The 23,676-nt window shown below is 56.0% G+C and carries 23 protein-coding genes; 14 read left to right on the top strand and 9 right to left on the bottom strand.

What is annotated here, in order from left to right; all coding sequences use genetic code 11:
* Positions 1-71 precede the first annotated feature (71 nt).
* The 4 genes from OP494_RS10275 to OP494_RS10260 form a co-directional block, all read right to left on the bottom strand.
* Positions 72-524, bottom strand: coding sequence for a DNA polymerase III subunit chi (locus OP494_RS10275; RefSeq protein ID WP_280540631.1), 453 nt, complete (start codon positions 522-524; stop codon positions 72-74).
* 276 nt (positions 525-800) lie between these two features.
* Positions 801-1,541 carry an SDR family oxidoreductase gene (locus OP494_RS10270; protein ID WP_280540630.1) on the bottom strand — a complete coding sequence of 247 codons (741 nt, stop codon included), beginning with the start codon at positions 1,539-1,541 and terminating at the stop codon, positions 801-803.
* A 67-nt stretch (positions 1,542-1,608) separates the two neighbouring features.
* Positions 1,609-2,709, bottom strand: a complete 1,101-nt coding sequence (locus tag OP494_RS10265) for a branched-chain amino acid aminotransferase (protein ID WP_280540629.1) — start codon at positions 2,707-2,709, stop codon at positions 1,609-1,611.
* 163 nt (positions 2,710-2,872) lie between these two features.
* Positions 2,873-4,396: a leucyl aminopeptidase gene (locus tag OP494_RS10260; protein WP_280540628.1), complete on the bottom strand. Its 1,524-nt coding sequence runs from the start codon at positions 4,394-4,396 to the stop codon at positions 2,873-2,875.
* 209 nt (positions 4,397-4,605) lie between these two features.
* Between OP494_RS10260 and lptF the strand changes: the two genes are divergently transcribed.
* A complete protein-coding gene (lptF, locus tag OP494_RS10255) occupies positions 4,606-5,688 on the top strand; it encodes an LPS export ABC transporter permease LptF (RefSeq protein WP_280540626.1) in 1,083 nt (360 codons plus the stop codon).
* The gene (gene lptG / locus OP494_RS10250; RefSeq protein WP_280540625.1) at positions 5,685-6,749 is read left to right on the top strand and encodes an LPS export ABC transporter permease LptG; all 1,065 of its coding nucleotides are present in this window, start codon (positions 5,685-5,687) and stop codon (positions 6,747-6,749) included. The genes lptF and lptG overlap by 4 nt, the downstream gene beginning before the upstream one ends.
* Positions 6,750-6,859: 110 nt before the next feature.
* Here the strand turns inward: lptG and OP494_RS10245 are convergent, their stop codons facing one another.
* Positions 6,860-7,666, bottom strand: a complete 807-nt coding sequence (locus OP494_RS10245) for a hypothetical protein (protein ID WP_280540624.1) — start codon at positions 7,664-7,666, stop codon at positions 6,860-6,862.
* A gap of 261 nt (positions 7,667-7,927) precedes the next feature.
* The gene (locus OP494_RS10240) at positions 7,928-8,890 is read right to left on the bottom strand and encodes an AraC family transcriptional regulator (RefSeq protein ID WP_280540623.1); all 963 of its coding nucleotides are present in this window, start codon (positions 8,888-8,890) and stop codon (positions 7,928-7,930) included.
* Between the two features lie 225 nt (positions 8,891-9,115).
* On the opposite strand from OP494_RS10240, the gene OP494_RS10235 reads away from it, so the two are divergent.
* A complete protein-coding gene (locus OP494_RS10235; RefSeq protein WP_280540621.1) occupies positions 9,116-10,636 on the top strand; it encodes an aldehyde dehydrogenase family protein in 1,521 nt (506 codons plus the stop codon).
* Between the two features lie 120 nt (positions 10,637-10,756).
* On the opposite strand, the gene OP494_RS10230 is transcribed toward OP494_RS10235, so the two are convergent.
* Together OP494_RS10230 and OP494_RS10225 are read right to left on the bottom strand one after the other, a co-directional pair.
* On the bottom strand, positions 10,757-11,071 hold the full coding sequence (locus OP494_RS10230; protein WP_280540620.1) for a type II toxin-antitoxin system RelE/ParE family toxin: 315 nt from the start codon (positions 11,069-11,071) through the stop codon (positions 10,757-10,759).
* Positions 11,072-11,073: 2 nt separating this feature from the next.
* Positions 11,074-11,310: an addiction module protein gene (locus tag OP494_RS10225; RefSeq protein WP_280540619.1), complete on the bottom strand. Its 237-nt coding sequence runs from the start codon at positions 11,308-11,310 to the stop codon at positions 11,074-11,076.
* A gap of 151 nt (positions 11,311-11,461) precedes the next feature.
* Here OP494_RS10225 and OP494_RS10220 point away from each other — a divergent pair, with 151 nt between their 5' ends.
* Complete coding sequence (locus tag OP494_RS10220; RefSeq protein ID WP_280540618.1) at positions 11,462-12,073, top strand: LysE family translocator; 612 nt, start codon at positions 11,462-11,464, stop codon at positions 12,071-12,073.
* A 139-nt stretch (positions 12,074-12,212) separates the two neighbouring features.
* Here the strand turns inward: OP494_RS10220 and fabF are convergent, their stop codons facing one another.
* A complete protein-coding gene (gene fabF, locus OP494_RS10215) occupies positions 12,213-13,478 on the bottom strand; it encodes a beta-ketoacyl-ACP synthase II (RefSeq protein ID WP_280540617.1) in 1,266 nt (421 codons plus the stop codon).
* A 113-nt stretch (positions 13,479-13,591) separates the two neighbouring features.
* On the opposite strand from fabF, the gene OP494_RS10210 reads away from it, so the two are divergent.
* From OP494_RS10210 to OP494_RS10165, 10 genes are all read left to right on the top strand, one after another.
* The gene (locus OP494_RS10210) at positions 13,592-14,239 is read left to right on the top strand and encodes a TetR/AcrR family transcriptional regulator (RefSeq protein ID WP_040242998.1); all 648 of its coding nucleotides are present in this window, start codon (positions 13,592-13,594) and stop codon (positions 14,237-14,239) included.
* Between the two features lie 1,044 nt (positions 14,240-15,283).
* Complete coding sequence (locus tag OP494_RS10205) at positions 15,284-15,904, top strand: urea carboxylase-associated family protein (protein ID WP_280540615.1); 621 nt, start codon at positions 15,284-15,286, stop codon at positions 15,902-15,904.
* Positions 15,905-16,124: 220 nt separating this feature from the next.
* A complete protein-coding gene (locus OP494_RS10200; protein WP_280540614.1) occupies positions 16,125-17,159 on the top strand; it encodes an ABC-three component system protein in 1,035 nt (344 codons plus the stop codon).
* Positions 17,152-17,646: an ABC-three component system middle component 2 gene (locus OP494_RS10195; RefSeq protein ID WP_280540613.1), complete on the top strand. Its 495-nt coding sequence runs from the start codon at positions 17,152-17,154 to the stop codon at positions 17,644-17,646. The genes OP494_RS10200 and OP494_RS10195 overlap by 8 nt, the downstream gene beginning before the upstream one ends.
* Complete coding sequence (locus tag OP494_RS10190) at positions 17,643-19,529, top strand: hypothetical protein (RefSeq protein ID WP_280540612.1); 1,887 nt, start codon at positions 17,643-17,645, stop codon at positions 19,527-19,529. The genes OP494_RS10195 and OP494_RS10190 overlap by 4 nt, the downstream gene beginning before the upstream one ends.
* A gap of 110 nt (positions 19,530-19,639) precedes the next feature.
* Entirely contained in the window at positions 19,640-20,347 is a 708-nt protein-coding gene (locus OP494_RS10185) for a hypothetical protein (protein ID WP_280540610.1), read from the top strand.
* A 142-nt stretch (positions 20,348-20,489) separates the two neighbouring features.
* Complete coding sequence (locus tag OP494_RS10180; RefSeq protein ID WP_280540609.1) at positions 20,490-21,428, top strand: HNH endonuclease; 939 nt, start codon at positions 20,490-20,492, stop codon at positions 21,426-21,428.
* A gap of 136 nt (positions 21,429-21,564) precedes the next feature.
* On the top strand, positions 21,565-22,059 hold the full coding sequence (locus tag OP494_RS10175) for a hypothetical protein (protein ID WP_280540608.1): 495 nt from the start codon (positions 21,565-21,567) through the stop codon (positions 22,057-22,059).
* Between the two features lie 131 nt (positions 22,060-22,190).
* Positions 22,191-22,586, top strand: coding sequence for an ester cyclase (locus OP494_RS10170; RefSeq protein ID WP_280540607.1), 396 nt, complete (start codon positions 22,191-22,193; stop codon positions 22,584-22,586).
* Positions 22,587-23,069: 483 nt separating this feature from the next.
* A complete protein-coding gene (locus OP494_RS10165) occupies positions 23,070-23,618 on the top strand; it encodes a nucleotidyltransferase family protein (protein WP_280540606.1) in 549 nt (182 codons plus the stop codon).
* Positions 23,619-23,676 lie beyond the last annotated feature (58 nt).

Here is a 23,676-nt window from a genome sequence, read left to right as displayed (position 1 = left end):
CACGGCGCATGGCCGTGGCGAAAAATGCCGACAAGTATAACCCCGCAAGCGGGGTGACGTCATGGCGGGGCTTAGCCCGCAGCGTTGCGTGAGGTGTTGGTGAGGTCGTTGGCTTTGACGGGGTAGCCGCGCTTTTTATAGGTCTGCCAGCAGGCGCGCTTGGCGGTCAGCACGTCCTGGTGCTGATTGATGATCTCGGCGACGCGTTCGAAACGCGAGAACCACTCGGGAATCTCGGGGTGCAGGTTGAGCATCGCCTCGACGCCGGGCGCCGGAGGCGTTTCCCAGCCCAACGTGACGGGCGGCAAGGGCTCGACCTCGTCGGCCAGCACCGCATGGGGCAGATAGCTTTCGGGCTTGAAGGTCCACAGCCGTTCGTCGAGGTCACGCGCCATGGCTTCGTCCTCGGTGTGGATATGCAGCCGATAGCCCTTGCGGTGGATGGTCTCCGCCAGCCGGCACGCGAAGTCCAGCCGCGCGCCGAGCGTGGTATCGGGCAAGATGTAGAAATCGACTTGAGTCATGGGCCCCTTCGGGGAGTCGTAAGTTGTAAGAGCGGCGCTACGCGCCTGGAAGCTGGAAGAAAGACAATCCCAGCTACGAGCTACGAGCTACGAGCTACGAGCTACGAAAGGTAGATTATCTGATTCTTTGACTTACAGCCCAACACCCGAGCGATTGAGCGAGCTAGCCTCAGGCAAGGCGAATCCAGCTAAGCGAGCGCAGTTGAGGGTTCTTCAATGAGCATCACGAAGCTGGATTCAACGCCGCCTGGGCGACGCGCAGCCAATCGATGGCGACTAAACGCCGCCGTCGATATCGATCAACGCCCCGGTGGTAAAGCCGGCTTCGGCCAGCCATAGCACGCCGTCGGCGATTTCCTCGGGTTCGCCGATGCGGCCCATGGGAATCACCGAGCCGGCGACATCGGGCTTGTCGGGGTTGCCGCCGCTGGCATGGATGCTGGTGCGGATGACACCGGGACGCACGCCGTTGACGCGAATGCCTTCGCCGGCGACTTCCTTGGCCAGGCCTTCGGTCATGGTATCGACGGCGCCTTTGGAGGCGGCATAGTCGACGTATTCGCTGGCACCGCCCAGGTGCGAGGCCGCCGAGCCGACATTGACGATGGCGCCGCCTTGCCCGCCGTGCTGGGTGGACATGCGCTTGATGGCTTCACGGGCGCAGATGAACGGTGCGGTCACGTTGATGCGCATCATGCGGTCGACGCGCTCGAAACTCATTTCGTCGACGCGACTGATCTGGTCGACGATGCCGGCGTTGTTGACCAGCACGTCGAGGTGCCCCAGCTCACGGTCGACGGTCTCGAACATGGCAACGATATCCGCCTCGTTGGCGACATCGGCCTGAATGGCGATGGCGCGTCCGCCCGAGGCTTCGATGTCACCCACGACACCCTCGGCGGACGCCTTGTCGCTGCGATAGTTGATGGCAACGGCGTAGCCCTTTTGTGCAGCAAGCTTGGCAGTCGCGGCGCCGATGCCACGTCCGGCACCAGTGATCAGCATCACTTTCGACATGGGGCCTCCTGATAACGGAAGGAAATGACACGGCGCGCGTCATGCCGCCGTGTCGTTCGACAAGACGTCAGGCCAGGCGTGTCAGCCAGTTGCGCGTATCTTCGCTGCGCCCGTATTGCAGGTCGAGCAGCTCCTTGCGCAGGCGTTTGCCGACTTCGCCGCCGCTATCCGCCTTGAGGCGTATGCTCTCGTCTTCGCTGCGTAGCTCGCCGACCGGGGTAATGACGGCGGCGGTGCCGCAGGCGAAGACCTCGGTGATCTCGCCGGAGGCAGCGCCGTCGCGCCATTCGTCGATACTGATGTGACGTTCTTCGGGCGTCAGGCCCTGATCCCGGGCGAGCTCCAGGATGGAGTCACGGGTGACGCCTTCGAGGATGGTACCGGTCAACTTGGGCGTGACGATGCGCCCGTCCTTGTAGACGAAGAACAGGTTCATGCCGCCGAGTTCCTCGATCCACTTATTCTCGGCGGCGTCGAGGAAGGCGACCTGGGCGCAGTCATGCGCTTCGGCTTCCTTCTGGGCTGCCAGCGAGGCGGCGTAGTTGCCGCCGCACTTGGCGAAGCCCGTGCCGCCGGACGCGGCCCGCTTGTAATGCGAGGACAGCCAGATGGAGACCGGATTCACCCCACCCTTGAAGTACGCCGCCGCCGGCGAGGCGATGACGTAGTAGTCGACCTCTTTGGAAGGCCGCACACCGAGGAAGGTCTCGCTGGCGATCATGAACGGACGCAGATAAAGGCTCGATTCCTCAGCGGCACTGGCCGGCGTCGGCACCCAGACATGGTCTTGGGAAAGCAGCGCCTTGAGCGAGCCGATGAAATCCTCGTCGGAGAGCTCAGGCAGTGCCAGGCGACGCGCGGAAGCGCGGAAACGTGCGGCGTTCTTCTCGGGGCGGAAGGTCCATACCGAGCCGTCGGCGTGGCGGTAGGCCTTGATGCCCTCGAAGATTTCCTGAGCGTAATGCAATACCGCCGCTGCCGGGTCCAGCGTCAACGGCCCGTAGGGGCGGACTTCGTGGCCATGCCAGCCAACATCGCTCGTCCAGCGGATATGAGCCATGTGATCGCTGAAATGACGACCGAAACCGGGGTTCTCGAGAATCGTCTCGCGCAGGGCGGCATCCTTGGGATGCGCGTTAGGCCGTATATCGAAGCCTGAAGGGGTCACTGAAGTTCTCCGTTACATCTAAGCGCTCGGCGAAAGACGCCGGTTGAAAAGCCGTCAAATTCGGCGATTGGTTGGATACCGAGAATGACACAGGCGCGTCGGACGAGGAAAGGCCGGCGCGCCTGCTACTTACGTTAGCATGCAAATTGTTTGCTGCGAAGGGTCACTCGACGCTGGGGCGGGTCTCGTTGGCCTCGGTTTCGCGGTCGAGCAAGTATTGGGTCAAAAGGCCCACGGGGCGGCCGCTGGCGCCTTTCTTGTCACCCGAAGCCCAGGCGGTACCGGCGATATCCAAGTGCGCCCACGGATAGGCATCGGCGAAACGCGACAGGAAGCAGGCCGCCGTGATGGTGCCCGCGGGACGACCGCCGATGTGGGCCAAGTCGGCGAAGTTGGAGTCGAGCTGGCTCTGGTACTCGTCCCACAAGGGCAGGTGCCAAGCGCGATCCCAGGCGTTCTCGCCGGCGTCGAGCAGGTCCAGCGCCAGATCGTCGTCGTTGGACAGCAGCCCCGAGGCATGATGGCCCAGGGCGATGACCGCCGCACCGGTCAGGGTCGCGATATCCACCACGCTAGCGGGCTTGAAGCGCTCGACGTAGCTCAGCGCGTCGCACAGCACCATGCGCCCCTCGGCGTCGGTGTTGAGGATCTCGACGTTGAGCCCCTTGAGGGTCTTGACGATGTCGCCGGGCTTGAAGGCGCGGCCATCGGGCATGTTCTCGGCGCTTGCCACCACGCCGATGATATTGATCTTGGGCTTGAGCGCGAGCACCGTCTTCATGGTGCCGAAGACGCTGGCGGCGCCGCACATGTCGAACTTCATCTCGTCCATGCCGGCTCCCGGCTTGAGCGAGATGCCGCCGGAATCGAAGGTGATGCCCTTGCCGACGAGGACGTGCGGGGCTTCATCCGGGTCCTCGGCGCCGCGATACTGCATGACGATCAGGCGCGAGGGTTCTTCGCTGCCTTGACCGACAGAGAGCAGGGCGTTGGCGCCCAGCGCTTGCAAGGCGTCCTCGTCGAGGATCTCGACGTTCAGTGCGCCATCGGCATCCGCAGCCAGTGTTTGTGCCTGCTCGGCGAGGTAACGCGGCGTGCAAACATTGCTGGGCAGGTTGCCCAGGGTACGCGTCAGCGCGACCCCTTCGCCGACGGCGGCACCGATGCGGGCCCCTAGTTCGGCCTGGGGCGTCTCATCTGCGTCGCTGACCAGCAGCGTCAGGCTCTCGAGGCGCGGAGCGGGGGCCGGCTGCGACTTGAAGTCGTCGAAGCGATAGCAGGCGCGATGCGCGGCTTCCAGCGTGACGCGCGCTTTCCAGGCGGTGTCGCGTTCGCCGACCGGCACGTCGGTGAAGGCGGCGGCCACGTCGTCGAGCGGCAGCTTGATGACGGCGGCGAAGGCGGCATCGAGGGCCTTGATGAGCTGGCCTTCGCCGCACTTAGCGCGCTCGCCGAGGCCGACGAGCAACAGACGCTCGGCACCGAGCCCCGGCGCGAAGGGAATCAACTGCACATTGCCGAGGCTGGGATCGAAGTCGCCCCGGTCGAGAAGCTGGCCGATCAGGCGTTCACTGGCGTCGTCGAGCTTGTCCGCCGCTGGCAGCAGGTCCCCATCCTGGAAGACGGGCACGATCAGGCATGCCGTTTCGACCTTGGCCGGGTTGACGTTGATTACGGGGGATTCCATGAAGTCTCCACACGACTGAGCTGGCATGTCTTGTCTCGTGGCGAGACAAGTGTCCGAGTATTCTGGATAATGCCGACAAGGATGCCGGCGCTGAACGTACTCCAGTGTACGCAAAGCCGGAACGCAATGCATGGGGAGGGTGGTCGAAGGCTGCATTGGGCCCCGCAAGGGGTCGTCGTGGACCAGGGAACCGACCCGGGAGAAGACGCTTGATCGTATTCCGCTATTTGACGCGCGAGATCCTCGCCACCATGGCTGCCGTGGCCGGCGTGCTATTGCTGGTGATCATGGGCAGTCGCTTCATTCGCTATTTCGGCGATGCCGCGCAAGGGGATATTCCTGCCAACATTCTTGGCACCCTGATGCTTTTTCACCTGCCCGGGTTCATGGAGCTGGTGCTGCCGCTGTCGTTCTTTCTCGGCATTCTGCTGGCGTTCGGACAGCTCTATCTCAATAGCGAGATCACCGTACTGGTGGCCTGTGGCATCAGCCCCAACCGGCTATTGCGGGTGACGCTGTGGCCGGCAGTGCTGGTGGCCATACTGGTGGCGGTGTGCAGCCTGTGGCTGACCCCGAGCGGTGCCCGCCACAACGAGATGGTGCTCGAGGAACAGAAAAGCCGGCTCGATTTCTCGGTGCTGCAGCCGGGGCGTTTCCAGGAGTTCGGCAGTGGGCGCACCGCCTATACCGAGAGCCTCAACGATGACCGCTCGCGGATGGAAAACGTCTTCATCAGCGAGCGCCAGCCACGCAACGATGGCACACCGGAGACGGTCGTCACGCGGGCCGAAGGCGGCTATCAGACGGTCGACGAGGATACTGGCAGCCGCTTCCTGGTGTTGACCGATGGCGAGCGTTACAGCGTCGAACCGGGTAAAAACGTCGCCGAGCGGGTGCAGTTCGACACCTATGCGGTGCGCCTATCGCGCGCCAGCGAGCGGGTCGATCTCGATGCCGCCGAGCTGACCTCGACCCCGCAGCTCATCGAGCGCGGCGATAACGAGGCCTGGGCCCATCTGCAGTGGCGGCTTTCCATGCCGCTGATGGTGCCGATCCTCACCCTGCTGGCGCTGCCGCTGTCGCGGGTCAATCCACGGCAGGGACGTTTCGCCAAGCTGATGCCGGCGATCTTCCTGCACATCAGTTACTTGAGCTTATTGCTGGCGGCTCAGGATGCCATCTCGCGTGGCTCGCTGGCGCCATCCATCGGTATGTGGCCGATCCACCTGGGGTATCTGCTGCTGGGAATATGGATGACACGCCGTGATCAGCGCCGAGGGGGCCGCACATGATTTTCGACCGTTTCGATCGCTACATTGCGCGCAATGTGCTGGCGGCCATGCTGGTCGTGCAGGTCATGATCCTGGGGCTTGATCTGGTCATTTCCTATATCAACGATCTCGGTGACGTCGAGGGTAACTACGGCGCTCTCGACGTCTTTGTGTATCTGTTGATGCGCCTACCGTGGCGGTTTTATCAATATGCGCCGGTGGGGGTGCTGATTGGCGCGCTGATCGGCCTGGGCAGCATGGCGTCGAGTAACGAGTTGACGGTGATGCGCGCCTCCGGGCGTTCGCTGGCCCGCATTCTGTGGGGCGCCATGAAGCCGCTGGGTCTGGTGATCATCCTGACCATGGCGATCAGCGAGTGGGTCAGCCCGGTGACAGAGCAACATGCCGAGGCTTGGCGGCTCGAGCAGCTCGAGGGCGAGGGCGCGATTCTCTCCGAGCGTGGCGGTTGGCAGCGCGAGGGCGATGATTTCTATCGCTTCGGCACCATCCGCGCGGATGACGTGGTCATCGATGTCACGCGCTATCACTTCGATGGCACGCAGTTGGTGAGTGCCGAGCATGCCGACCGTGCGGTCTGGGAAGACGGTAGCTGGCAATGGCAAAACATCGAGGAAACGCGTTTCGAGGACGGCCAGACCGTCGTCGACACCACTGACAAGCGTACCTGGGAGACCTCGTTCACCCCCGAACAGCTCAATCGCTTGTTGCGCCCGCTGGAGAGCCAGTCGCCCAGCGACTTGTGGCGTTACGCCAGTTACCTGGGCAACCAGGGGCTCGAGGCCACGCAGCCACTATTGTACTTCTGGCAGAAAATGCTGCTGCCTTTCACCTTGGCGGGCCTGATGTTGGTGGCTGCCTCCTTCGTGTTCGGCCCGTTGCGTACCGTGGCCGCCGGCACGCGGGTGTTCTACGGCATCATCGTCGGCGTCTCGTTCAAGTATCTGCAGGATCTATTGGCGCCGGCGTCGATGCTGTTCGGCTTCTCGCCGGTGTTCGCGGTGCTGGTACCCACCGTGGCCTGCTATGTGTTGGGCATCGTGCTGCTCAGACGCACCGGCTGACGGAAACGCTACGCAGGCCCCAACGCAACGCCCCCGGCGCCGTCAATTCGGCACCGGGGGCGTTTTCGTTCATTGCCGCGCGTGTCGCACAGGCAGCTTTCGTAAAAAGCCTAGTCGGCGAGCGCGCGATCCAGGCGTGCGAGTATCGTGTCGACCTGGCGTGCGGGCACCACCAGGGCGTCGTCCAGCGGCGCCAACGCGTCGAGGTGATGCGGCAGTTGAGTGATCGCCAGCCCCATGCCCTCGTGGCATTCTCCATGTTGATAACGCACGAAGGAGAGTTGCCCCAGGGCATTGCGGCCGCCGAGGTCGAGGCGCGCCAGCTTGCTGAATGCATCGACGCTATCGAACACCGGCGCGCGTGTCAGCGGTAGGTGGGTCAGATGCCAGGCCAGCCAGCCGTCGTCGAGACGCTCGGCATCGTCGCGCAACGCACGAAACCAGAGCTGGACTTGTTCGAGGCGATAGCGTGCCCACGCGGACTTATCCATCCACAGCACGTCGGTGCTTTGAGTCGTGGCGGCATCGAGCTGTCCGGGCATATAGACCCATGACTCGGTGAGCTGTGCCAGGCCGGTGGGCAGCGGTTCCTCGAGCATGCGTTCGCCGAGTGAATCCAGCGCCGAATCGAGTTGGCTGGGCGCCTCCGAGTAGCCGACATTATAGCGCCATACGCGCCCGGAGATTTCCTGGGTGACGATATGATCTTCATCGAGTGCCATATGACTCATCAGGTCGCGAGCCCCGAGCGATGCATCCGCGAGGCCGGCGCGGCGCGCTTCTATGCACAGGCGTTTGAGCATCGGGTTGAGTGGCAGGCGGTGGTAGTCGCCGTAGCACTGGCCGTCTTCCTGAAAAGGAGTGAGGTCGAGGTGCAATCGCGGAGCGTCGCCGCTTTCGGCGTGACGTAATGTCATGATGTCTCTCTTGTAAACACTATATGCATCGCGGCGCGATGCAGGAAATGCCTACCCCGGTCACGAATTCCGCGTGACACTCATATTGCCTAGTACGGCTTGCTTAGTACGATGAACGTGCATCACGAGGAATTCTTGCCTTGCGCGGGTAGAATAAAATTTCGTTATCTACTTTATCGGATTGACGCTGAAATGCAAGCACACTCCTTGAGGAGGCGCTGATGGAAGATGCATTTTAGGCGTCTTTAAATCGCCGCGCGCTCAGGCGATGAGTAGACGTCGATAGTCGCCCGGCGTGAGGCCATAGGCCGCCTTGAAGCGCCGAGTGAAGTGGCTGAGGCTGCGGTAGCCCAGCGAGTAGCAGATCTCGGTGATGGGAGCGTCGGCCTCGCGCAGCCACTGGCGAGCGCGTGCCAGGCGCAGGCGCTGCTGATACTCGCCGGGGGTGTAGCCGACCTCGCGCTGGAAAAGCCGATACAGGCGCGCCTTGCTCATGCAGGCCTCGCGGGCCAATTGCGCCCCGTCCAGAGGCTGCTCGGGGTGGCGTTCCAGCCAGGCCAGGGCGGCCGCGAGCCCGTGACGCGGTGGCGCCTGGCGGGCGTCGGCGAGCAGCAACTCACGCGATTGGGTACGCAGCAGGCGCACGATCAACTCGTCGATGCCCAGCCCGATCAGCGCGTCGCGGTCGGGGTGATTCTCGCGGAACAGCCCCATCAAGCGTTCGATCAGCGCCTGGGTGGTCGGGCTGTGCGGTACATGGAGGGCATGCGGATGATAGTGCCACTCGCCGAGTTCTCGTTCGCGCGGCTGGGCCTGGTTGAGGCGCTCGCTGAGGGCGTGAATGCGCGCGGGATCGAGATCGATAGTCATGCAGGTGGTGGGCGCGTCGGGGCGCGCATCGGGGAAATCGATGCGCACTTCCTGATGCGGCGCCAGCACGAAGCTCTCGCCCGGCAAGAAGGTTTCCGGCACTTCGGTGGCGCCATTCATCACCTTGCGCCCTTGTAGCATGCCGCAGTAGAGCACCCGCTCGGCGCTCAAGGCGACATCCTGCGCGGGCCACCAGGTATCGTAGATCGAAAGCTCCGCATGCGGGCCCGCGTAACAGATGCGATTCTCGATCAAGCGCCGCGTGCGGGGCGTATCCGTCAGTTGCTCGAGCGCGCGGGCGTTGTCCACTTGGGAGCCCCGGGAGCGCGAATCGGGAGGCGTGACGGCGTGCATGGCGAACTCCTGAACGGTACCGACGGTGTGGGCGTGGATGACGCCCGTTACCTTGCAGTGTAGGCAAATTCGCTATCTGAGACTGGCAGACAAACGTCGGAGACTGGCAGGCAAACCGACGCCTGGCCGACACGCCATGCTGAGGGCGATGCGTACTCATTTTCCAAGGGGCAGGGTCGCACACCAGACGATTCGCCCCGGCGCATTCGCCCAAGGAGACACGCCATGATTCACGCACGTCCCGGCACCCCAGGTGCCGTCGTCGACTTCAAGTCGCGTTACGAGAATTTCATCGGCGGTGAGTGGGTGGCGCCCGCCGACGGTCGCTATCTGGACAACATCACCCCGATCACCGGTGAGGTCTTCTGTCAGGTACCGCGTTCATCGGCTGCGGATATCGACCGTGCGGTGAAGGCGGCGCAGAAAGCCGCCCCGGCCTGGGGCAAGATGCCGCCCGCCGAGCGGGCCAAGGTGCTGCTCCAGATCGCCGATCGTGTCGAGCAGAACATCGATAAGCTCGCCGTGGCCGAGACCTGGGACAACGGCAAGCCGATCCGCGAAACTAGCGGCGCCGACATCCCGCTGGTGGCGGATCATTTCCGCTATTTCGCCGGTTGCCTGCGTGCCCAGGAAGGCACCATCAGTGAAGTCGATGAGAACACCGTCGCTTATCACTATCACGAGCCCTACGGCGTGGTGGGCCAGATTATCCCCTGGAACTTTCCCATCCTCATGGCGACCTGGAAGCTGGCGCCTGCGCTCGCCGCCGGCAACTGCTCGGTGCTCAAGCCGGCCGAACAGACCCCGGCCTCGATCAACATCTTCCTCGAACTCATCGCCGACCTGGTGCCGCCGGGCGTGATCAACGTCGTGCATGGCCTCGGTGAAGAAGCCGGCGAGGCGCTGACCACGCATGAAGGTGTCGCCAAGATCGCCTTCACCGGTTCCACCCCGGTGGGCAGCCATATCATGGCCAATGCCGCCAAGCGCATCGTGCCGGCCACGCTGGAACTGGGCGGCAAGTCGCCCAACGTCTATTTTGAGGACGTGCTCTCGCATGGCGAGGCCTTCGCCGAGAAGTGCATCGAAGGCCTGCTGATGACCTTCTTCAACCAGGGCGAAGTGTGTACCTGCCCGTCGCGCGCGCTGGTGCACGAGTCGATCTATGACGAGTTCATGGCCCGCGCCATCGAACGCGCCAAAACCATTCGCCAGGGCGATCCGTTGGATACCGAAACGCAGATCGGCGCCCAGGTCTCCAAGGAGCAATTCGACAAGATCCTCTCGTACATGGACATCGGCCGCGAGGAGGGCGCCGAATGCCTGCTGGGCGGTGGCAAGGCCACGCTTGAGGGCGAGCTGGCGGGTGGTTTCTACGTGCAGCCCACCATTCTCAAGGGCCGCAACGACATGCGTGTCTTCCAGGAGGAGATCTTCGGCCCCACGCTCGCCATCACGACCTTCCGCGATGAAGAAGAAGCGCTGGCCATCGCCAACGATACCGAATTCGGCCTAGGCGCCGGGGTCTGGACCCGCGACATGAATCGCGCCTACCGCATGGGTCGGGGCATTCAAGCCGGTCGCGTGTGGACCAACTGCTATCACCAATACCCCGCGCACGCGGCATTCGGGGGCTACAAGAAGTCAGGCATTGGCCGCGAGACCCACAAGCTGATGCTCGACCACTACCAGCAGGTGAAATGCGTACTGGTGTCCTACAGCGACGACCCGATGGGGCTTTATTGAGAGAGCCTGTAGTCAGTAACCGCCATCCACGAAACTGAGTCGCGTCCGACTTATGCTTTGCCGCTTCCTAGGAAGCGGCATTTTTGTGGGCGCGCCGTGTTGGGAAGTCAGGTTATCAGGTTAGAGCTTATCTCGTTCCAACCAATAGCCAGGCTTGCGAGAGTGGTGGGCGACGGCGATTACGACTGTTTCTTCCGCCAGCTCAATCACAACTATGTCATACGGGAAGCGTTTCAGGATTAGTCGTTTTGCACCGATATTGCCGGCTTCTTCGGGGAGAGGTGATAGGGGGATGAGGTTTTCTTCAATAACGTCGATTGCGGCGTCAAGGGCAGCAAAAAACTCGGTTCCGAGTCCAGGCTGCTCATATTCGTACCATGCTGCAGCCTCTATCGCTTCCTGCGAAGCATCTTCCAGTATCCGTACCGTTCTCACTATTACTGGCCTAATCTCGCCCGCATCTTCGATCGGAATTCTTCACGGTCGATAAGTGTCGTTTTTCCGCTTTTGACCTTGGAAACACGGTGAACGATTTCATCGTTCCAGGCTTGCTCGACAGAGTCGTCACGGGGACCGTCCAGACTCATTATCAGCTCGCGAGCCAGCGCTGCACGTTCCGACTCGGAGAGCGTCGAAATCTGGGAGCGTAGGTGGTCTAATGTTTCCGTATTCATGGTGCCTCCGCGAGTGGCAATACGATTATGCTAGCCCGATTCAAGGGCCCTAACAAGGCGGTCAACGGGACGCCAATTGCGCTCTACGTGGGCGTCCAACCCTCTCCGACTGGCGAAGTATTGCGAGAGCGATATCTGGCGAGGATCTGAGATGGACCTGTATTGGCTTTTTCTGATAATGGCAACGCTGACAGTGCTCAGCCCGGGGCCGGGCGTCGTGATGACCCTGAGCAATTCGTTGCGGTTTGGCTTCATGGGGAGTCTTGGCGGAATAGTCGGTATTGCCTTTGGCACACTGCTCGTAGCGGGCATTTCCGCCTCGAGTGTCGGTGTGATATTGGCGACCTCGGCGGTTGCCTTTACGGCGATGAAGTTCCTCGGCGCCGCCTATCTGTTCTATCTGGGGATTCGTCTTTGGCGCTCGCCGTCGCTTACGTTCGCTGAACGGCCCACGCAATCGCTAGGCTTTCGCCGCCGCTTTCTCGAAGGGCTGACGATACAACTGACGAATCCCAAGGCCGTGTTTTTCTTTCTCTCGGTCTTTCCTCAGTTCATCAGCCCACAAGGTAACTTCACCGCACAGTTCACGCTGTTGGTGCTGACCTACAGTACGCTGGTCATGGTGATTCACTGCCTGTATGCGTTCTTTGGGCAACAGGCGAAGGGATGGTTCGGCTCGCCAACGGGAGCACGCGTCGTCAACCGCATCGGTGGCGCGACCTTCATGTGCTTCGGGGCCGCCCTGGCCAGCGCGAAACGGTAAGGCAGGAGACACAGCCTGGGCGTCGCGGCAACGTGTCCTGCCGCTCGCCTCACCGTCTCAGCGAGCGTTTCTTAGCCACCACCGCTGCGCCGAAGCGGTGGTGGCGGCTTGTCGGAGCACAGTACTTTTCAGACAGCGCCTACACCTTGCTGACGATCAGCGCGGCATTAACCCCACCGAAGCCGAACCCGTTGCACAGTACGTGCTGGCTACGGTGTTCGCGTGCCTCGCCCGCGACGAAGTCCAAGTCGCTTAGATCTTCATCGGCGTGCTCCAGATTCAGGGTCGGGGGCAGGCGATCCTGGATGGCCGCCAGGGCCGAGAAGATGCTCTCAACGCCGCCGGCGGCACCGAGCAGGTGGCCGGTAGCCGATTTGGTGGCGGAGATCGGGATGCCGGGCAACGCGTCGCCGAACGCATTGCGCAAGGAGGCGATCTCCGCCCGGTCGCCGACCGGCGTCGAGGTGGCGTGGGCGTTGATGTGATCGATGGCATCGGGGGCGAGCCCCGCCATACGTAGCGCGGCCCGAATGGCCGCCGCGGCCCCGGCGCCATCTTCCGGCCCGGCGGTGATGTGGTGGGCGTCCGCGCTGGTGCCATAGCCGCTGAGAAAGGCCAGTGGCGTTGCCCCGCGCGCCTCGGCATGGGCCAGGGTCTCGATCACCAGGAGCCCCGCGCCTTCGCCCATGACGAAGCCGTTGCGGGCTTGATCGAAAGGCCTCGACGCCTTGGCAGGCGCCTCCTGCTCGGTGGAGAGCGCCTTCATGGCATGGAAGCTGGCCAATGAGAGCGGGTCGATACAGGCCTCGGCGCCACCCACCAGGGCCACCTCGGCCTCGCCGCTGCGGATCATGCGCATGCCATCGCCGATGGCCTGCACGCCCGCCGCGCAGGCCGTGACCGGGCAGCCCAACGGCCCGCGCAAGCCATAGCGAATCGACACATTGCCCGCCGCCAGGTTGGCCAAAAAGGCCGGCACGGTGAACGGCGAGAGTCGGCGGTAGCCGCGCGTCGTTAGCGTATCCTGCGCCTGGGTGATGGTCGGGAAGCCTCCGATGCCGGAGCCCACGATAGTGGCGGTGGCCAGCCGATCCTCATCGCTCGATGGGAACCAGTTCGCCTGGGTCAGCGCCTCATCGGCGGCGGCCATGGCATAAAGGCTGAACAGCTCCATCTTGCGTCGTTCCTTGGCATCGGCGACGCGGTCGGGGTCGAAGCCCGCCTCTGGGTCGCTCTCCATGCCGGGAACCGAACCCGCGACCTTGATCGGCAGCTCGCCGGTCTCGAAGCGCGTGATCGAGGAAACGCCGGAGCGGCCCGCCAGAAGGCGCTCCCAACTGGCATTGACGCCGCAACCGAGGGGGCTGACCATGCCCATGCCGGTGATAACGAGCGGTGATGACATGCGAGTGTCCTGAACTGTTGGAATTTACGCCACGCTAGCACCGGGCTTGATATGATCAAGATAATATTCAGTGTGTATTCAGCACCTATTCTGAGCAGCAGCGTGAGGTCGCCATGTCCGACTCGACGAATCGCAAGGCCAGATCGCGCGAGCGAATCCTTAAATCGGCCGTCGAACTGTTCAGCCGCCAAGGGTTCGAGAAGGTCTCCATCGGCCAGATCATGAAACTGGCCAAGATGACCCACGGCGCCTTCTATGCCCACTTCGCCTCCAAGGAAGCGCTGTACCACGCCTCGGTGCGAGACACCCTGGAAAGCAGCCGCGCGGCCAGGCTGGTCAAGGGGCCGCTTTCGGTGAAGCACCTCACGGAACTGGTCTCCAACTGCTGGAATCTCCAGGAACTGGAACGCAAGCACCAACCCGGGCCGGAGACCGTGCTGTTCAACGAGATCGGCAACGAGAACGCCGAGATCCGCACGCTCTTCGAAGCCTCCTACCTGCGCATGAAGAAGATGCTGGAAACCCGCCTCATCGCCCTGAGCCGCCTCAAGAAACTGCCCTTCGAACCTGACCGCGACGTCATCGCCGACAAGTCCCGCGTCATTCTTGCCTCCCTGGTGGGCGCCGTGGCCCTCGCCAAGAGCCTGCCCGGCGAGCAAGAACGCCAGCACATCCTCGAAGCCGCCCAGCGCAACATCCTGCAGATGCTCGGCGTAGACCAGGACGAACTGGACAGCATGCTCGGCGACGTCAGCCAGTAGCTCCAGTACCCCCAGCTTGAAATGCTTTGCGCTTTATCCTTTCGTGGGCATTGCTCTCCCTGTAACGGCTGGTTACGGTACAGCAAAGGCTACTTAAGAAGGCCGGTGATAAACCATTACGCTGGGACTACCGCATGGATGACAGCCGCTCATCGCCGCATGCACAGGTAGGGGCGGTAGCGTGGCTAAAATCCTATCCTCATCCCAATATACCCCGCACTCCGATAAAACTTTTCCCAGTACATGCCGATATAGAAAACAAGAGCATCAGGGCTGATTCTGCGTGGCCGCGGCCACATGGCGCTGTACCGCAAGATGCTCCAGAAAAGCTTTCACTTCGGGACCACCCATGCTGGCGGGATGACGTAAGCCATTGAAGCGAATGAAATAACGTATCCAGTAGCAGTAGGTCTTCACGGTGTGAGGGCTGGAGCGTTTTATTCTCAACCCCAATGAAGCTTGCCAGCACACGAATCCTGCATAACGTGTCGAATTATGCTTAGCACAATGTGGAATCAATGGGTCAGGTGCGAAAAGGCGGGCTTGATAAGATTTCTTGAACGCGCGCGCTCGTTCAAGTGACAAAACGAGCGCGCTATCTAATACCTGTTATAGCTAAAATTAGTCAGTAGTAGAGGGTTTCATGTCAATTAAAAACACTTTCGTTTTTGCAAGGATCACCCCGAAAGCAGAGTTCTTTGAGTCGGCATAAAATGAATTGCTGGGAATGTTAGAAGCTACAAGAAACGAGGCCGACTGTATTCAATTTGAGCTGTATGTATCAGATTGTGGTCGTTACATTTGTCTATATGAAGAATGGGAGACAGAAGCTGCCCTAGATAACCACCACCAGGAAGAGCATACAAAGTTGATTGCGCAAAAATTCGAACACTGGCTAGCAGAGCCAACTGAAGTCACATTGATGAAAAAGCTATAACAAGTGCAGGCATGGCGACGCCCTTTCCATTGCGCCTTCGGCTCCATTCCAAGGGCGCGCATGCTGCAAGCGTTATGTGTTCAAGGACTCCATCTTGGAGAATGTAGATGGAAGATGATTTTGAAGTTGAGAGGCACCAGCAATACCGCACCGAGATACCGCCACAATCGGGGCGAGGCTTCCGAGTGCAGAAGGGCGAATGCTTGCGTGTGATTGACCCTGAGGGCCAACAGGTTGCTGACTTGTGGTCGTTCGTCGTGAACAGTGATGGAGTCGATTGGCTTAGCACCTCGCAAACACGGGACATTACAGAGCGAATGTTTCCTATTCCTGGCAAGAGCTTTTACAGCGAACAGGCTAACCAGGTCTTGACGCTCATCGAAGACAACTCACTCTGTCCCCACGATATGCTTTTTCCTGCATGCAACCGTGGGCTTTATGAGCGTGCTGGTTTGCGGGGCCACCCGAACTGTCGAGATAACCTCCTGGGTATCCTGTCCAAAGCTGGTATTTACCTTCCGATTGTTCCTGACCCGGTCAATCTGTTCCAGCGATCCGAGCCGCAACCCGACGGTCGGCTTGAAGTGATTGCATCAGACAATCCCCCCGGTGGAAACGTGCTGCTGCGAGCCGATGCTGATTTATTTGTCGTGATCACGGCCTGTTCCGTGGACTATCACCCAACAAACGGTGGGTGCTGTACAGGTATCGTCGTAGAGCACCAATGACTTGTTGCAGAGTCGCGGAAGGTGAGGTGCTGATGGGGTTCCCTACACATAACCAAGCCAAGCACGGCGACAGCTTTTCCGTTGGGGCTGCGCCTTCACTACAAAGCTGCGCGTGTTGGCGGCGTTATGTGCCGTAAACACCTTGCGAAGCATTGTTCATCTTTATTCTGATAACAATTAAGAAGCAAGACAGAAAAGTATAATAGGAAGGGGTGTAGTTTTGAGTTTGGGAAAACATATCACTGTACAAAATCAGATATCCACTATGTCTCCTGATGACTGGGAAGAATTTATTGAAGAGTGGATGAGTTACAAGTCATCTAGCTATTATGACTTTGAAAGACTTGGTGGAGCCGGAGACCAAGGTAGGGATGTAGTAGGCTATGTAGACAACCCTGTTGGAAGCAATACTTATATTTGGGATAACTATCAATGCAAGCATTACGCTGCCCCATTGTCTCCCGCAAAAATTTGGAATGAGATTGCGAAAATCTGCTACTACTCTTTTATGGAAGAATATCCTTTCCCGAGGAAATACTATTTTATTGCGCCATTGGGGATCGGTACAAAACTTGCCAATTTATTAAAAAAGCCTGATAAATTGAAGAAGCAGTTTTTTGAGAATTGGGATAACTACTGCAGGAAAAACATAACAGATATTGGTGAAATTGAGTTGACAGATGAGTTAAAGTCGTATATCCAAAATCTTGACTTTAGTGCTTTTGATAAAATTGCCACTATAAAAATAATTATGGAACATAGCAAAACCCAGTTTCACGTCGTGAGATTTGGAGTCCAATTGCCAGAAAGGCCCATTACCCCAGAGATATCGAAAGACGTGAGCGAGAATGAAATAACTTACGTAAGAAAGCTACTTGCGGCATATGATAGCCATTCCGAAGAAGAAATTACTGAGGTCTGCCAGGCTAATAAATTCAAGGTATATAAGAATCATTTGCAGCGATCAAGAGAGGATTTTGCTAATGCGGAAACATTGCGGAATTTTTCTAGAGACACAATGCCAAACGGATCATTTGGAAGTATTCAAAAACAATTAAAGAACGGGATTTCTGACATATTAGATTCGAACTATCCAAATGGTTTTGAAAAAGTAAAAGATGCTGTTAGTGAAGCTAAAAAGCTTCAGCTCCCTATCACGCCATTAGCTTCTTGTATTACTGTTAATGATAGAGGCGGAATTTGCCACCAACTAGCAAATAGTGATGACGAAGTCATGTGGTGTGAAAATGAATAACTTGCCAAGTTTGTTTAACTCGCCCATGGAATCAGGACTGCGTAGTTTGACGCTTTTAGTGGCCGGGTTCCCTATGCATTGTGACCTTGAAAGACTGGTTATTTATGATTACCTTTTAGTTCACTCTGGAGATGTCGATGGCGGACCTAAAAGTATACATCCAGCCACGCCTCATCGGTCAGGCGAAATCTTAGTTAAGAGGCCAATTGTCGAAAGTGGGCTCAAAAGGATGATTGCTAAGGGATTGGTTGAAGCCAAATATTCTAAATCTGGCATCACCTACACAGCTACAGAAGTCAGCTCTCCATTCCTTGACTCGCTAGAGGCCGACTATACACGAAGAATGATAAGAATAGCAGATTGGGTGATTGAAAATTTTAGTGGGCACAGTGTTGAAGAATTAAAAAACCTAGTGAGTGACCATTTAGATGTTTGGGGTGGTGAGTTTATCAATGAATCCTTTGTGCGTGGAGAATCTCATTCATGAATAAAGGGTTTAAAATACAAAGATTGATAGTGACAGGCTTAGATTGTGATGATGCGGTAATTAAGTTTGCATCAAATGCGCATGTGATTATTGGTCCGTCAAATACCGGCAAGTCATACATATTTCAATGTGTAAAATACCTTCTTGGAAGCACCAATAAACCGAAAAGAATCAAGGAGTCCTACGGTTATGAGAGCTGTTATTTAGAAATATGTCTAGCGAATAATTCCACTCATACGATTCGCAGAAGTTTGTCTGGTGGTGATGCGTCGCTATATGAATGTAGTTATGCAGAAATCTCCAAACATACAGGCGAGCCTGAAAGCCTGATTGTTGGAAGAAAAGCCACAAAGACAAAACGAACACTTAATTCATATTTTTTATCAATTTTAGATCTAGAAGACAGGAAAGTCAGGAGAAATAAAGGCGGAGTTTCTAATAACTTTTCATTTTCTTTCTTAAGAAATCATTTTCTCATAGATGAAATTTCGATAATCAAGGAAGATTCTCCTGTCTATACAGGCCAAAATGGGGAGGGTACTAAAGAGGAGTCCATATTAAGATTCTTGCTTACAGGAAAAGATGATAGCGCTATTGCATCTAAACCGAAGCAGCGGGTTATTGATAACAGAAAAGGCCGTATGGAGGTGCTTGACCGTCTGATTGAAGATTATCAGAAGGAGCTTTCTGAGTTTAGCGAAATATCTATAAACTCAAATGAGTTAGATGGACAGATAGAAAGATTAGGCGAGTCAATCTCAATTGAAAACGAAAGGCTGAAAGAGCTTTACGAAAAAGTAGATGTGTATGAGTCCACAATTAATCGCTACTGGACTAAATGGAAAGAAAGCGAATCAAGATTGCTTACTGTCAATGAGCTTATATCTAGATTAGAGCTTCTAGGCCAACACTATGATAGCGACCTATATAGACTTGAGTCACTACAAGAGTCTAGTGCTGCTTATGCCAACCTGGATTTTGGCCTATGTCCGATCTGTAACTCTAAGTACGATTTAGAAAATCATGAGGCTTGCAGTTCAGAAGACATTGACGATATTTTGTTGGCTTCTAGTGCGGAAATGTCAAAGATAGAATCATTAAAGATCGAGCTCGGAAGAACCAAAAATAATCTGGATGTTGAAAAAGCAAAACTTCTTATGGAAATAAAAGATGCTAAGTTAAATCATAACTTGGCTCAAGAAGAGAGGTCAAAGTTTATGTCGGAATTTATTAAGACCTCTGTAAATGAACTAGATGCTCTGAGAGTCACTCTTAGAGATCGTCAGCAAGCATTGAAAATAGTAAATAAGTTAAATGATCTGATAAGGCAAAAAGAACAGTATGAAGTTGAGGTAGATCCTATGGACGGTCACTATGATTTCGATGGATTGACAACCTCTACCACAAATGAGTTTTGTGAGATCGTTCAGGGTTTGCTATATGATTGGGGTTACAGTGAAAATCCGTCGGTTTCATTCAGTGAAGAAACCTGTGATCTAGTGATTGATGGTCATGATCGCAATCTTGCAGGGAAGGGGTATCGCGCCTTATCTTATGCGGCTTTTTGTGTCGGCCTTATGCATACATGCTTGAAAAACAATCTTCCACATAGTGGAACAGTAATATTAGACTCTCCTTTATGTACGTTACGTTCTAGGCATGTCAAGAGGGAAGCGAAAATAGGCAATAACGACATAATTAGCGATGAAACTAAAGAGGCTTTTTATTCCAGTATTGCTAAATATAGAGGACTTGGGCAGATTGTTGTTTTAGACAACGATGGCCCATCAAATCCAAGATCTCTTGATATAGGGTATACGGAATTTACAGAAGATACTGCTGCGGGACGATATGGATTTTTTACTCCTGAGGATAACGAATGAGAGCGTTAGTCTATTGGCTGTTGTAAAAACACATAACAATTCCAGGCACTGCGACGCGGCCTGTTCGCGGCTGAGCGCCCGCGTTAAATCGGAAAAAAGGTAGAGGTTACGTGGCGAAAAAAGTCCTTTTCAATGATGACCCCAACTGGACCTACGAGCCGGTACTCCTTCCTGACGGCTTTAGGTTTTATAACCGTTACTTTTATAAGAGAAAAAGAGCTCATCGGATTCCTCTGGATGATCCTAAAGCTGAGGTTCTATCCGGTTACGTATTAATCGAAAAGGACCTGCGCAGTTGCAAAATTTGGCTGGAATCGATCATAAAGATGGCGAGCAGCGATGAGCGTCACGTAAATGCTACACGCAGCATTGCAAATATTGAGAATCGAGAACTTTTTAATACTGTCAAAGGATTATTCGTTGCGGCGCTAACGATTTATGGCAAGTGCTTTACAAGTTGTGAAGGTCGGCGTGTAAAGTTAGAGAAGAAGAATCTATCCGAAGATTTCCACGAAACCCATGACGAAGCGATGGCATTCAGGCATAATTTCGCGGCTCACAGCGGCGCCAGAAAATTGGAATACTCGCAAGTTATTCTGCTTTTAAATCCGAGCCGCAGGAAAAACCAATTACCTAGGATGTCTACGGAGCTTCTCCAGCCAGACTCGTGGGGCTTGGAAAGCACCAAAAAGTGCATTGATCTGGTTGAGCATGCCCGTAGTTTTTGTATTGAAAAGCGCCGAGTACTGTCTAATAAAGTCCTCGCCGAGGCAATCGAGAAAGGCGTGGATTATTGGTATGCCAAGAGTAAGATTTAACAAGGCCAGGCACGCGACGCCTACTACATTGCGGCTTCGCCTCCATTCCGTAGCCGCGCGTGCTGGCTGGCGTTAGACTTCTGGGAAATGTAGTAGCTCTGGTCAAGGCTTATGTCTGAATAACGTAGGTCACGGTGAATAGATGTCAGCTCAAATAAATGAATGGTACAAGAGTTTAGGCTTTGAACTCATGAAGGAGCTCGCCGCATCGCTCGCGGATGAGGAAAATCTGACATTTGGGGGTGGCCTAGGTGCGTACCAAACTCTCATGTTGCCGAACGGCATGTCTGTTCGCTTTACACGATGGCGTGACGGTGAGTTGCCATACTATATAATCCTATTTGATGATTCGGGCCGCTACGTATTCGAACTCGATCTGTCAATGGTTGTTTATTTTCAGGGAACTTTTACGTGGCACCTCAAGATACCTAGTCATCAGTTAAACAAAGCGATGCTGACTGACCTGCTCGGTCCGTCCGCTGGTTTTTATTCCGCTTACAGTGAATCAGTTAAAGCAGTCAAGGCTGATCTGGGGGCTGGGGTCAACACGCCAAGGAACGGATATAGCTTTATTGAGGCTGAAGAATGGAATAGCCTTTCTGAGCAGTTTGTAAAACTTATGGGTAGGGCTGTCGCGAAACATGCTGGAGATGACGGTTCAACGCCAACCATAGTACAGGCCTCGGACGATACAAGTGACATCTTCGTAAGAAGAAAGCAGCGTAGGAATCAAGCTAAATTTAAGCTTAATCTAATTAATCAGTACGGCTGCAAGTGCGCGGTGACCGGAGAAACTATTGCGGAAATAATCGAGGCAGCGCATATTGTTGCTCATGCAAAAGCAGGTGTGAACCATCCTGATAATGGCCTGCTCCTTCGGTCGGATGTGCACAAGCTGTTTGATGCGAACCTTTTAGCGGTAAATCCGGATTCCTTGAAGGTGGTGGTGGCGCCTGCCCTCAAGGGTACTTGGTACGCAGGTTTGGCTGGTAGGAAGTTGAGGGCTCAAGTTGACGGTTCATATCCTGCAACCGAGTACTTGAGAATGAAGTGGGAGGAGGTCGCTTTCTCCTTAAAATAGAGGCAGTCTTCCGCTGCTTACTATCAGTTTCTGTCCTAAACCGGGAAGTCTGACGAGTGGTTCAACCCGATAAATTATTCCAGGCTGCGTCCGCCGTAATTTGCGGGTTAATCAGGCGTTATATCTTGTAGAAAGTATGGCTGATGTAGAGAATTTTTTAGAAGAAATGGCTCGCTTACGTGAGGAGTTAGAGTTGCAAAACGAACTTGTTATGACCTATATGAGCAACACCCCTCAAGTCCAGCCCAGATGGGATACTTCGCCACAGTCGGTGTCATTCAACGACATTGATGATTCGATTGTAGAGCAAGGTGTTGATATTTATTGCGCTCCCTTTGAGCATGTTTGGAATGGCATCTACGAACCAGGGATCTACGACAAAAATACCCTTTGGGAAGATGTTCACGACCCGAGAAAGATTGCAAAAATCATTGATGCATGGAAGCACGGAACAGCCCTCTCGCCAATGTTTTTAGTGAAGCATGGTTCTCGCGCAATGGCATTGGTTGCAGATGGTAAACACAGGTTAACAGTGGCCCGTTACATGGGTTCTGAATCGATCCCCTTTATGGTTTCATCGTATTCGAGTGATTGGCTGCAAACAGCAATCCCATCGGCGAAAAGGATATAACAATACGGTCAACGGGACCGTTTTCTGCTACGCCTTTGGCTTCGCTCCAAAGCGGCCCGTTACCTCAGCGTTAAGCGTCGACGCAGCCTTCCAAACGATGGTCGAGCCTTGCCGTACAGAGGAGATCGTAGATGACCAAGTCCGAACTATCGAACGTCTATCGAGACTATATCGCCTGCTTGAACAGGCAGGATTGGCCATCGTTGGCGCGCTTCGTTCATGAAGACGTTAAGCATAACGGCGAACAACTCGGGGTATCAGGCTACCGGCGCATGCTGGAGAGAGGCTTCGCCGAGATCCCTGATCTATCTTTCAATGTTGAGTTGCTGGTTTCCGATCCCCCCTACATAGCCAGCCGACTCCGCTTCAACTGCACACCAAAAGAAAGATTTCTTGGCCTGAGTGTTTACGGAAGAAGTGTTTCCTTTGCCGAGAACGTCTTCTATGAGTTCCGCGACGAAAAGATCGTGCAAGTATGGTCCGTCATTGACAAGTCGGCTATCGAGGCGCAGCTCCAGGCGAACTGAGCGACGCCTAACTCCTCCATTGGGCGCCTATTGCTGGCAGATTTCGCCCGCCGGAAGTCGCTTCTCATGTTGAACTTTGGCTCTTAAAGGAGACGCAGCCGTGACCTTATCGACGATCCTTTTATTCATACCAGTGAGCTTCGCTTTAAACATGGCTCTTGACCCGAACAACCTTTTATGGATTGCGATAGGCACCTACGCCGTTTTCGGAAAGGTGTTGCGCCACTGGTTTTCTCGTCCGGCTATGCGTCAATTGTTCAATAGGATCTGTGCTGGGTTTCTTGGAAGCGCGGGGATTGGGCTGCTACTGGCTCGCCGTGAGTGAACACTAGCCAGCCGCGTGAGGCGGACGTCCCGTCCCTGACGGGTCGCGCTTCGCTTTATAAGGCCACTGGTGCGCTTCGCGATGCCATGCTGGCATCGGAGCGCTCGCGTCAACATGCGTGCAATGAACAAGGCGGTGAACGCGGCATTAGATACCCAATGGATTACGAAGCACAGATCAAAGAATGGATAGAGCAGGACGCAGAACGCATGGAGGCGCTTTCTATAGCTGCTGACCTGTGCCTGCCGGATTGGTGCCTTGCCGCGGGGTTTGTTCGCAACCTTGCTTGGGACAAGGTGCATGGTTTTTCGGCCACGACGGCTCTCAACGATATCGATTTGATCTACCTCGATCCGAAGGATATTACTGAGGCTAGGGATCGGCGTATGGAAGCGAAGCTCAGAAGCTCTTCTGATTTTCCGTGGTCGGTAAAGAACCAAGCGAGAATGCATGAGCGCAACGTCGATGATCCCTATACGTCAACCACCAATGCCATGAGCTACTGGGTCGAAGTCGAGACAGCCGTCGGCGCTACACTGGATGCCAGCAGGGAGGTCGTCTTAGTCGCTCCCTTTGGCATCGAGTCTTTGTTCAATTTCACCATCACCTTGAACCCTAAAAGGCCAAAGCCCACTGATTTTAGGAAACGCGTAGCAGGGAAAGGGTGGCAGGAAATTTGGCCAGAACTAACGGTGGTAGATGCCTAGCCATACGCTGCATCGCACAAGCCGCCGTGCATAGCGTTCTCCCCCACACCTTTCCCTC

Source organism: Chromohalobacter sp. 11-W, assembly GCF_029889905.1.
Taxonomy (GTDB): domain Bacteria; phylum Pseudomonadota; class Gammaproteobacteria; order Pseudomonadales; family Halomonadaceae; genus Chromohalobacter.
Note: the sequence above shows the minus strand (reverse complement) of the source record. Positions and strands in the feature narration are given on the sequence as shown.